An 11,945-nucleotide genomic window follows, 5' to 3' on the forward strand; every position below is an offset into this window, starting at 1 on the left:
CGCCTAAAACGATATAATATAAGAAATCTTTACTTTGGGGCTTTTTGTGAAATATTTTATTCTTTTATCCGGTTTTTTATTCCTTTTTACGGCGGGGCACGCAACAGAAGAACGCCCCAAAACACAAGACGAACGTTTGAAAGAGGCGGGAGCATTATACTTTGCCTACAAGCCCGATGAGGCCTTTGACGAATATATAAGCCTTTCCAAAGAAACCAACAACCGCCAAGCCTTTTTAAATGCTGCGTTTATCGCAATGGAAAAAAACGAACCTAAAAAAGCAGTGGATATTGCCCAAGCAGCCTATAAAATTTATCCCAAAGACCGCGAAGTTATAGAAATGTCCGCCGAAGCCTTTTTGGCTGACGGACAATATGCCGCCGCTGAAAAATTATTGGCCCAACTGCCGGAAGATAAAGCCCGTTCTGGTTTTTTATATATCAATTTAGCGCGCGCGCAAATCGGCCTGGGGGACAAAAAACTTGCCAGGTACAACCTGAAACTGGCCGCCCGCGCCGGCACGCATCCGGCATTAGCAAACTATTTATTGGGTATTCTTTATGAGGAGGACAAAGAATATAAAAAGGCTGCGGACGTATTTGAAAAAGCCGCCACTTATGACCACCAATTTATTGAAGCCAAAAAGCACTATGCCGCCGTACTTGAAAAACTGGGCAATTACAACGAAGCCTACCGCCAGTACCGTATGATTTATTCCTCCGATAAAAGCAGTACGGATGTCAACAAAGCCCTTGAACGCTTGCGCCCGCGCATTACCCGCACGGAAAAGCAACTAACAGGCGGCAAGGAAATTTTAAAACACACCTTTGTAAAACCCTTTGCCCTGCCGGACGGTGTAACAACACGCGAAATAAAAGTAGGTATCGGTATGCGCCAAAACGGCCGCCCCGCAGACAGACACACCCTGCACTTTATCCCTTCGCACGCTTTTACCATTAAAGATGCTAAAACGGGCAAACTGTTAGGAAAGGGCCGCGCGCGGGAAAGTTGGGTGGCTGTTTTGCAAAACGGAAAAGCACATTTATCATCTCCCTCGGGCCAAAAAATCTCTTTTTCCAATTCCGTTATTATTACTCCTCTATCCAAAACACAGGGAGAAGGAAGCACCATTATTGTTAAAAATGTAATGAGCGGTGCGGGGATGACCTGGGCCAGCGTGGACGATAAAGAATACCGCGGGAAATTGCAAATCACCCACAGTACCAAAAGCAATACACTTATTCCCATAAATATTGTAACCATAGAGGAATATTTACAGGGAGTTATTTCCTCCGAAATGCCGACAAAATTCCCGATGAACGCCTTGCGTGCGCAGGCTGTTTTGGCCCGCACCTATGCACTAAAACACTTGGGAAAACATAAAGCCTATGGGTATGACTTGTGCGACACGCAAAACTGCCAGGTTTATGGCGGGGTAAGTGCGGAGAGTGAACGCGGAAACGCTGCCGTAGAATCCACTGTGGGTGAAGTGCTGGAATACAAAAATAAACCGATTGAGAGTGTGTTTTCAGCCAACTGCGGGGGCATTACGCAAAGCGCAAAGGAAGCCGGGTGGAGCGAAACCCTCTATTTAAATCCGGTATCCGACTACAAAGATTTTAATTTTGACACGCTTCAACCCTACCAGTTTAAAGAACTTTTGCAATACCCGCACGATGCGTACAGCCGGTATAGCAAAAATGTCAGTTTGGCGGCCTATCGTTGGACGCGCGTGGTAGATGAAAACGATTTACGCCAAGTAATTAAACGCCAGAAAAAAGATATCGGCCGCATTACCGCTTTAATTCCCTTGCGGCGCGGGCGTTCGGGCTATGTCAGCCGGTTGCTTGTAAAGGGAACCAAAGGCAGTGTTACGCTAAATAAAGAAAATGTCATCCGCAACAATTTAAGTTTAGGGATGCTGCGCAGCAGTTACTTTATTGTAGAGCCAAATTACGAAAACCGCGAACTGAAATTTTTTGTGTTTTACGGCGGAGGCTGGGGACACGGTGTGGGTTTTTGCCAAACGGGTGCCGCCGGACGGGCCGACGCAGGGCAAGATTATAAAACCATTTTAAACCATTATTTTCCCTTAGCAGACTTCGTTTCCCCCCACGCCAATACTCCGGACAAATAAAAGCACATCAAAAAGCCCCGATGAAAATACACCGGGGCTTTTTTATATTACGTTCAAAACAACTATTGGCCGGAAAGTTGGCGTTGCGCTTCGGCTTGCGCTTGCTGTATTTGTTTTTGCTTTTCGGCATTGGAAAGATTGGAAGCGTTAATCTTATCAATCTTTTCAAACGTCGCGGCCAGTACATCGTGCGCGTGGGCGCGTAAAGCCTGCTTTTGTTCGGCCGGCAACTGCGACACCGAGGGGTCGCGCATAATAGCATCTACCTGTTTATTTACCCGCGCTTCCTTCATCTGCGGGGAATCTTGGCGGGATTGGATATCCTGGTTTACTTTCAAGCGCAGTTCCATTGCTTTTTTATCAAATTCCGCGGCGGAAATTTCCTGATTATTAGCCAATTCCATATAATCTTGCTGATATTTTTGCAAGAGCATATCAATTTCCCGCGCGCCGGCTTCGCCGTAAATTTGCTGGGCATTTCCAACCAAACTGTTGCGTTGTTGCTGTAAATCGCCGCGGACAGCATTTAACTGGGCATCCGTCATTTTGTGTTTACGCGGAAGGACTTTTCCCCCCTCTTCGTCAGCCAGTTGCTTTTGTACCTCTTCCATTTGCATACCGTCTTCAATTTTACGCAACCCGTCCAAAGGCATTTTATGTTGGTGGATGACCTTTTCAATCTCACCGCGGCGCACGCGCTGGTTTTCCAGTTGTTGTTTGTAATATTCCTCGGCAGGCAGACCTTGACGGGCCAGTTGCATATCCTTAGCGCGGGCCGCATCAATAGCCTGCGCGGCTTCCCCCGCAATTTGCGAGCCGTATTGCTTGGCAAGAGCCTCCTTTAACTGGTTATCCTTGGTTAAGCGCTCCTGTTCAAATTGTCTAAAACCGTTGTCTTGGCTCATTTTTTCCAACTTTTGTTGGTATTTATTGGCCACTTCGCGTACTTTATTCGCAATTTGCTGAGGAGTTTGCCCGGGCGCATTGACGGCAGAAGCCATTTCCTTTTGGAAAGAATCCATCATTCTGCCCGCTTGTGCGCCGGCTTGTTTGCCATAGGCTTGGGTCATACTCTGCACAACACTGTCCTTTTGCGCGGCCACTTGCTTTAACACCGGGGCAAAGGGGCCGGCGGAAACTCCGCGCGAGGAGTTGCGTTGGAGGTATTTTTCAATATTGGCATCTTTTTTGCTCTTGGGCAAAAGAGCCTTGGCTATTGCTCTGTCCAAGCCGGAGGAAAGCGTTTCCAACTGTTTGCTTAACTGTTTTTGCTTGTCTTTATTGGCTCCGGCCAAATAGGGAGCAAAAGCATTAGCGCGTTCGCGGCGCATAGCCTCTTCCCGCGTGGGCTGATAAACACCGGGAGCGGCGGAAGTATTAGCGTTCCCTGCTTTATTAGCCGGCATACCCGCGCGGTACGAGCCGTAATCGTTACGCATCGTACCTGTCTGGCCTGCATAAGAGCCGTTATAGCCGCCGTAAGAGCCCCGATAAGGCTTATTCGTGTTGGGGGCGCGCAAAGTATAGTCCGCCTGATTTAAACCCGTTTGAGCATAGTTTTCAGCGGGATAATAGCCACTATCCTGATGGCGGTTAGATGGGTGTGGGGCGTTCTGATACGGCTCAGCCACTTGCCCGGACGAAGGCACCCCCAAAAATTCCTCGTTTTTTAGTTCGGTTATCGTCGGTTGGCGGGGAAAGGAAGATTGTTCCGCAACAGCCGCGCGGCGGGCAGCAGAACCGGCCCCGGTTGTTTTCATAAATGCCAAGCCCAACGCTAACAGCACAACAATAATAAAACCCAGTTGGATTAATTTTTTATTTTTTTCCATAACTCCCCGCCGATATATGATACTCTTATTATAATGCAAAAACGGCAAAAAATAAAGAAGCCCCGCTTTTGGGCGGGGCCATTTAAATTACTCTTTGGTAATGCTGATGCCCAATTCTTTGAGTTGGATATCATCTACCGTATTGGGAGAATCTGTCAGCGGGCAGACAGCCTGCGCCGTTTTCGGGAAGGCAATTACCTCGCGGATAGATTCTTCTCCCGCCAAAAGTGCGGTAATGCGGTCCAATCCCAAGCCGATACCTCCGTGGGGAGGCGCACCCGCTTCCAACGCGTTTAACAACATACCGAAGCGGCGGGCGGCTTCTTCCTTGGAGTGTTTCATCAAGGCTAAAATGCGTTCCTGCACCTCGCGGCGGCAGTTGCGCACGGAGCCGGAGGCCAATTCGTTACCGTTTAACACCAGGTCAAACTGGTAGGAACGGATAGAGGCCGGGTCCTTTTCCAAATTGGGCAAGTCTTCTTCCACCGGAGCGGTAAAGGGGTTATGCGCAGCATCCCAACGGTCCTCTTCGGGGATATATTCCAAGAGCGGGAAATTAGTAATCCACACAAACGCCCAATCGCTCACCTGCGGCAACTCTTTTACGAGTTCCTTGCGTAAAGCTCCCATAAAAATTTGGCAAGTGTGGAGTTTGACGTCGCTGCCGATAAAGATAATATCGCCGTCCTGCGCGCATACGGCGGACTGCACGGCTTTTAATTCTTCTTCGGTAAAGAACTTGGCGGACGGGCCTTCAAACTTACCGTCTTTTACTTTAATCCACACCAGGCCCTTGGCACCGTTCTTTTTGACGAGTTCGGTTAATTTATCCAAATGCCCGCGGGAATAGGCTGCGCCTTTTTCACCGCGAAGGGCGCGGATAGCACCGTTAGCGGTTAATATATCTTTAAATACTTTAAAGCCTGTATTTTTGAAGATTTCGTTTACGTTCTTCATTTCCAGCGTATAGCGCAAATCTGGCTTATCGGAGCCGTATTTTTCCATAGCGTCGTGGAAAGAAAGTTTGGGGAACGGGGTTTTTAATTCTTTGCCTGCCGTTTTAAAGATTTCTTTCATCAACCCTTCTACAATTTCGTGGATATCGTCAATCGTTACGAAAGACATTTCCATATCAATCTGCGTATGTTCGGGCTGGCGGTCGGCGCGGAGGTCTTCGTCGCGGAAGCAGCGGGCCAACTGGAAATAGCGGTCAATGCCGCTGGCCATTAAGGTTTGCTTAAACATTTGGGGGCTTTGCGGCAGAGCGTAAAATTCACCGTGGTGCACGCGGGACGGAACCAAATAGTCGCGCGCGCCTTCGGGCGTGGAGCGCGTTAAAATAGGAGTTTCCACTTCCAAGAATCCGTTAGCATCCAAATAACGGCGCGCGGCTTGCGCAATGCGGTGGCGCAAAAGCAAATTGGCAAACATTTTGGGATTGCGCAAGTCCAAATAGCGGTATTTCAAGCGGATTTCCTCGGCTACCGCGCGGGATTTATCCACATCAAACGGCAACGGGATAGAGGTGTTTAATACCTTAAATTCATCCGCCACCACTTCAATTTCCCCGGTCTTCATATTTTTGTTGACAGCCCCTTCAATGCGGCGCTGTACGGTGCCGGTTACCTGCAAAACATATTCGTTGCGCACGGCGGAAGCCTCGTTAAAAAAGGGTTTAGAGGGTTCCACCACCACTTGGCAAATGCCGCTGCGGTCGCGCAAGTCAATAAACAACACGCCCCCGTGGTTGCGGTAACTGTTTACCCAACCGCACAAGGTTTGTTTGGTGCCTAACAGGGATGCGGTTACATCCCCGCAGTAATTGGTTCTTTTCATATCCGTTTTTTTACCTCGTCAGTTAAAACGTCAAAAGCAATTTGGGTTTGTTCTCCCGTTTGCAAATCTTTTAAAGTGGCTACTTTTTTGGCCAGTTCGTCGCCGCCTAAAATAAGCGCATACGCCGCGCCGCAGCGGTCAGCCTGTTTCATTTGGCCTTTTACGTTCTTCTCAAAAAGGCCCCCTTCCGTACGTACACCCGCTTCGCGCAGGGCTTGCATTAAATTGAAGGCCGTTTCGTTGCAGTCTTTTTCCAGAGACACCACGCAGACGCTTTTTTCTTTGGGGCGGGCAACCTCTCCGCGCGACAAAATCACGCGTTCAGCACCCATAGCCCAGCCGATAGCCGGGGTAGCCGGACCGCCCATATTTTTAATAAGGGTATCGTAGCGGCCGCCGGCGGCGATGGCATTTTGGGAAGCATCACCCGCCTGAAATTCAAACACAGTGCGGGAATAATAGTCCAACCCGCGCACGAGCATCGGGTCCACTTCAAAATCAATTTTACCCTTTAACAAGCGTTGTACTTCGTCAAAGTGCGCTTGACACTCGGGGCACAGGTGCATTGTCGGTACGCGGCCCGCAAAGCGTGCGCCGTCCAATTTGCAATCTAACACGCGCAAGGGATTTTTTTCCAAGCGGGTTTGGCAGTTTTCGCACAGGGTTTCTTTCTCTTTGGATAAGAAATCAATCAGCGCCTGCCGGTAGAGCGGGCGGCATTTGTCGCACCCTAAACTGTTGATTTTTACTTTATAGTTTTTTGCGCCAAATTTAGCCACAATATCTTTCAACATCAAAATAACTTCGGCATCAGCGGCCGGGGCAGCGTTGCCGATATATTCTGCGCCAATTTGTTCAAACTCGCGGTAGCGGCCCGCCTGGGGGCGTTCCGCGCGGAACATATTACCAATGTAATAAAATTTTTGCACAGGCGCATTTTGCGTAAAATTATTTTCCAAATATGCACGCACCACACCGGGGGTGCCTTCGGGGCGGATAGCCAACTGGCGGTGCCCGGCATCTTCAAACGCGTACATTTCCTTTTGGACAATGTCGGTCGTTTCGCCGGTGGATTTAATAAAAAGTTCTTTTAATTCCACGGTGGGCAGGCGCAGTTCGCCGAACCCATAAAGGGAAAACACGCCACGGGCGCAATTTTCCAGTTCTGTAAAATTTTTAGATTGGGGTTCAAAGATGTCTCTAAACCCGCGTACAAGTTTAGCCATATAAGTAATTTTAGCATTTTAGAGGGAAATAAGAATAGACAAATGCTAAAAAACCCCGGTTTCCCGGGGTTTTTAATTAAAGGGCTTTGATTTGGGCAGATAATTCTTTGCACCTAGGTCTATTTTGCACCTGTTCTAAACGCTGGCTGTATGCGTTCCATAAGGAAGATTGCCGCGCGTTCAACTTTTTCCCCTTTTCCAAGCGTTTGCGGATGGGAGTAAGTTCCTTTTCGTATTTCTGCTCAAAACTAGACAAAGTACATTGTGCCTTATATTTGGCTTCCAATTCCTTTCGTTTATTCGCATTGTTTACATTGATTTTATTATCAGCCTTGGGGGCTTTGTTATCAGCCGCCGGGGCGGAAGCAGGCATCTGCGCGGATGCTGTCAGCATCTTGGGTTCTTCCCCTTTTTTGTATGCTTCAAACAATGTCTGAAATTCCATCACCTCACGCGCCTGCGAAGGCAGAGCCATACCCGTGCGAACAGCCAATAAAGACTCTCTTAACTCGGGGTGCGCCGCAATATAGCGGTCCAACGCAGCCTTGGGATTGTTGCTTACCCGTACAGGTTGGGGCTGAACAGGCGTTGCCATCGGCTGAGCCTGAGGCTGTTGCGCCGCTGCCTTTGGGGCCGTGTTGGCTACTTTGGGAGTTTCCCTTTGGGCGGGTTTAGTGGTTTTAGGTGTGCCCGCCACTACTTGTGCGCCTTGCGGGCCCACATAGTTGCCACTAATCACGGGGGTGGATTTAGAGGATAAACTTGCTTCCTCTTTCTTACCCGTAGTGGGCGCGGCCAGCGCCGGTGTGTCCTTTTGGGATAATTCGGGGAATTTTCCCAACGCCATATTGCCTTCCAGTTGTGCGATTTCCTGCTCAACTGTATTGAACTCCTCTTCTAATTTTTTCAATATGGCCTGTTCTTCCTTTAATCGGCGGGGAGTCCATTTGTAAAAGTCGGCATGTTTAATTTCGTATTTTTTAGAAGTAATCCGTCCCTCTAATTCGGCCTTTTTATCTGTCAAGGCAGATAATTTTTTGGTAGTTCCTGCAAGGCGGGCCGCCAAATCGCGCTGCACTTCAAGGGCTTTTGAAGCAAACGCAGGCTTATCGGCGTCCTTATACCCACTAGCCGCCCACTTTGCAAAAGCATCGTGCTCTTGCTTGGCCTGTGCCAGATTCTTGTTGCGTTGGGGAATACCGTCCATATAAATATAATTGCGCCCGCAGAAATCCGCCCAACCGTGCTTCAAGCGGTTGGATATTTTGCCTTTCTGGCGCATAATAAAGTCCATTGCGTTAATAAATCCTTCCGCATCGTCGCAAGTCAATTTTTTTCTTTTGTCCATAGATGAGCCCTGCATAATGGAATCTATTTTCGTTAAGTCTTCAAAAGCCTGCAAAGAATAGGTTTTGTCGGCTGCAGAATTGGAATATTGGTCAGCCAACCCGAACAAATGGGAAACCTCGTGCAACGCAATTTCTTCCCGTTCTTCCTTGATAGGGGTGTCTGTGGATAACATGATAGACCACGAAAAAGTTTCAGAGTTCTGCACAGGCAACGCGTGGCCTTGTTGTCCATAAGAAAGCCTAAAACCCGTGTCAATTGGAATGCGGGTTTGCGCTCCCTTGATTTCAAGGTCAAACTGCCCGGATATTGCCTTGCAGTTTTTACCCTCAGGATAAGTTATACGTTGCAATTTAAAGGTTTTCGGCCAAACGGCTAAAAAGTCCGCAAATTCTGCCGTCCGTCCGCTTTGCTCAATTTGTTGCCGAACGAACGTAAATATGGACGAAAAAGCAGTCTGTATATTTTCAAACATTTCGTCTTCGGTTTTTTTATCATAGGGATTTACGCATACGCGCAATTCAGGGCGGCCCTCATAAATATCGTCCAATAAAAATTTGAGGTAGCCGTCATTTTTCTTATATTGTTCAGGCTGTAATTTAGTAAATTCCGGCAACAGCCCCCACGCTCCGGCGGTAGAAGCGGAAAATAAACAACCAAAAAGTAAAAATAGAAGTTTTTTCATTTTACTCTCCAATAAAAAAAGGATTTGAGCCAAACACGGAAACCGTTTCAGTTCAAATTACACATATATTATAGTATAGTAGTAAAAAGTGATATTTTCAAGTGCGGCAAGCGCCCGCGCTGTTTTCCGACGGGAAAAAATAAAAATATTTTTATTTTTGTTTTCGTATATGCTATAATAAATATGTTGAAAGTAACGCTGTTGCCGATTTTCGGGCGTGTAGCTCAGCTGGGAGAGCGCCTCGTTCGCAACGAGGAGGTCGTCGGTTCGATCCCGATCACGTCCACCATTTAAAAACCTCACGAAAGTGAGGTTTTTTATTGGGGGATGTACCCAAGCGCTATACAAAGAGGCGCGGACTGTATTCATACTTTTTGTACCGACAAAAAGTATGACAAAAAACTCCCCGTCCAAAGCGTTATAAAAGCCAGAATTAGCCGGGCATTTTTATAACTCGCTATGCTCAAACAAATAAAAATGCTACTCCGCCTAATCCGGCTTTTATAGGCAACGCACGGACGGCCTTAACAGCCAAACGACATAACAGAAAACCCCTTGCACGCCTTTTATAAGAGGGCTAATGCCCGCAAAACAATTCAAAGAGGAATTTCCTTATATATGCCGTCATACCCAAGTGTCTGCCGACGCGGAGCACCCGGAAATCCGGGATTACTCAAAAAGAAGAAAATACCTCTTTCTTTTCCCGTCGCTTTTCCTCTCCAAAAAAGATAAAATAGATATGTACCCTATTTCTTTATTACAGAGGAATATATGTCTAGTAAAATTCGTGTTAAAGATGTAGGCCAATATCTCGGCCAAGAAATTACTCTAAAAGGCTGGCTGTATAACAAGCGGTCCAGCGGCAAATTACACTTTTTGCAACTGCGCGACGGCAGCGGCATTATCCAATGCGTAATGTTCAAGGGCGAAGTTTCTCCCGAACTGTTTGAACTGGGTGATAAAGTTACTCAGGAATCGTCCATTATCGTTACCGGCACCGTACGCGAGGATAAACGCTCCCCTCTCGGTTTTGAACTGGGTGTAAAGAATTTGGAAGTCGTGCAAATGGCAAAAGATTATCCCATTTCTCCCAAAGAGCACGGTCCGGAATTTTTGATGCACTACCGCCACCTGTGGTTGCGTTCTGCGCGCCAAACGGCTATTTTGCGCATCCGCGACGAAATTATTTTTGCTATCCGCGAATATTTCCATAAAAACGGCTTTGTATTGTCTGATTCCCCGATTTTGACCCCCGCCGCCTGCGAGGGTACCAGCACGCTTTTTGAAACCGATTATTTCGGCGAAAAAGCCTTCTTGTCCCAGAGCGGGCAGTTATACAGCGAAGCCAGCGCTATGGCATTAGGCCGCACCTATTGCTTCGGGCCGACTTTCCGCGCCGAAAAGAGCAAAACCCGCCGCCATTTGACCGAATTTTGGATGGTGGAACCCGAGGTAGCCTACAACGATTTGGACGACAATATGGACCTGGCCGAAGACTTTATTAAATACATTGTTGCCCAAGTGTTAAAGAACCGCGCCGACGATTTAAAATTGCTCGGGCGCGACACAACTAAACTGCAAGCCACCGTGGAAAAGAAATTCCCGCGTATTGACTACACGGACGCTATTGAAGTCCTGCACAAAAAGGGCAACGATACTCCTTGGGGCGGCGATATCGGCGGAGACGAGGAAACCTTGCTCGGCGAAGATTACGACACCCCGATTATGATTCACCACTATCCTACCGCCATTAAGGCCTTCTATATGAAGCGCGACCCCAAAAACCCCAAAACGGTGTTGGCGGTTGACGTGATTGGCCCGGAAGGTGCGGGCGAAATTATCGGCGGAAGTGAAAGAGAGGCCGATTATGATGCCCTGCTGGAACGCATTAAAGAACAGGGGTTAGACCCCAAAGGCTACGAGTGGTATTTGGACCTGCGCAAATACGGCAGCGTGCCGCACTCCGGCTTTGGTATGGGTATTGAACGTATGGTCCGCTGGGTCTGCGGCTTACAGCACGTGCGCGAAACGATTCCGTTCCCGCGTATGATGGATAAAATTCATCCGTAATTGTTACTAGACTTTATGCAAAACACCCCGCAGAGTTGATTTTCTGCGGGGTGGTTTCGTTGCCTTATTGGATTAAGGTGCGAAACCAAGTACCATCTCCGGGGGTTGAGTCTTCCCCCCAATGCTCGCAAAATTCTACGCCTTTTTTGTTGGAACGCAAAGCATAGCTATGGTATTAGGTAATGCTGGGGAAACCGCAAAGCGCGTGACAATCCCGTAAGCAAAAGGACCATTTTGGCGGTCTATTTGGAATTTTCCCTGCGTGGTCAACTCGTGATAGGAACAACTAAAATATTTTGGACATTTGGTAAGTCCGATATCAAGCGTATCAGGTGAGGACGGAAAATGCCCGTTTTGCATATAATAGCGGTCCACCGAGTCGCGGAACGCACGGCTAAATGATAGAGCCGCCCCCACCCGGCTGATTTCTGTCGCCCGTTGGTAATCAGGCAACGCCATAGCGGCTAAAATACCGATAATGAGCACGACTACTAATAGTTCTATAAGCGTAAAACCGGCCTTTATTGTGCCTTTGTTATTGTCATCATCCCGTAAGGTTGTTATACGGGTTCTGGTGTTATTACCGCAATGATTATTACCGTCATTCCCGAGTGTTTGGCGGCCCGCAGGGCTCGGGAATCTGTCGTTTTCCTTTTTTAATAAAAACAGATCCCCGACAGAAACCTTCGGGGATGACAAAATAGAGGCAAATCCTTTCATTTTTTCTCCTTTTAAGGCCTTTATATTTAAGCAAAACAGCCTTTTATACGCATTTTTATACAGCGGATACATCCGGGGATATCCGTCGGACA

Annotated in this window: 7 protein-coding genes and 1 tRNA gene; 3 read left to right on the forward strand and 5 right to left on the reverse strand. The window is 47.8% G+C overall.

Features of this window, described 5'->3' with window-relative positions; all coding sequences use genetic code 11:
• The first annotated feature begins 46 nt into the window (after positions 1-46).
• Complete coding sequence (locus tag ACZOTW_RS01780; protein WP_483997330.1) at positions 47-2,137, forward strand: SpoIID/LytB domain-containing protein; 2,091 nt, start codon at positions 47-49, stop codon at positions 2,135-2,137.
• A gap of 62 nt (positions 2,138-2,199) precedes the next feature.
• Here the strand turns inward: ACZOTW_RS01780 and ACZOTW_RS01785 are convergent, their stop codons facing one another.
• The 4 genes from ACZOTW_RS01785 to ACZOTW_RS01800 all read right to left on the reverse strand — a co-directional run bounded on the left by ACZOTW_RS01785 (position 2,200) and on the right by ACZOTW_RS01800 (position 9,063).
• Complete coding sequence (locus tag ACZOTW_RS01785; RefSeq protein ID WP_483997331.1) at positions 2,200-3,969, reverse strand: hypothetical protein; 1,770 nt, start codon at positions 3,967-3,969, stop codon at positions 2,200-2,202.
• Between the two features lie 87 nt (positions 3,970-4,056).
• A complete protein-coding gene (gene aspS, locus ACZOTW_RS01790) occupies positions 4,057-5,805 on the reverse strand; it encodes an aspartate--tRNA ligase (protein ID WP_483997332.1) in 1,749 nt (582 codons plus the stop codon).
• Entirely contained in the window at positions 5,802-7,031 is a 1,230-nt protein-coding gene (gene hisS / locus ACZOTW_RS01795; protein ID WP_428038152.1) for a histidine--tRNA ligase, read from the reverse strand. The genes aspS and hisS overlap by 4 nt, the downstream gene beginning before the upstream one ends.
• Before the next feature lie 76 nt (positions 7,032-7,107).
• Positions 7,108-9,063, reverse strand: coding sequence for a hypothetical protein (locus tag ACZOTW_RS01800; RefSeq protein WP_483997333.1), 1,956 nt, complete (start codon positions 9,061-9,063; stop codon positions 7,108-7,110).
• A gap of 213 nt (positions 9,064-9,276) precedes the next feature.
• Here ACZOTW_RS01800 and ACZOTW_RS01805 point away from each other — a divergent pair.
• Positions 9,277-9,352: transfer RNA gene (locus tag ACZOTW_RS01805), tRNA-Ala, on the forward strand.
• A gap of 482 nt (positions 9,353-9,834) precedes the next feature.
• Positions 9,835-11,133, forward strand: a complete 1,299-nt coding sequence (asnS, locus tag ACZOTW_RS01810) for an asparagine--tRNA ligase (RefSeq protein WP_428038150.1) — start codon at positions 9,835-9,837, stop codon at positions 11,131-11,133.
• A 135-nt stretch (positions 11,134-11,268) separates the two neighbouring features.
• Here asnS and ACZOTW_RS01815 read toward each other — a convergent pair whose 3' ends face one another.
• Positions 11,269-11,853, reverse strand: a complete 585-nt coding sequence (locus tag ACZOTW_RS01815) for a type IV pilin protein (RefSeq protein WP_483997334.1) — start codon at positions 11,851-11,853, stop codon at positions 11,269-11,271.
• Between the last annotated feature and the right edge of the window lie 92 nt (positions 11,854-11,945).

This window comes from Candidatus Avelusimicrobium sp. (genome assembly GCF_056976295.1).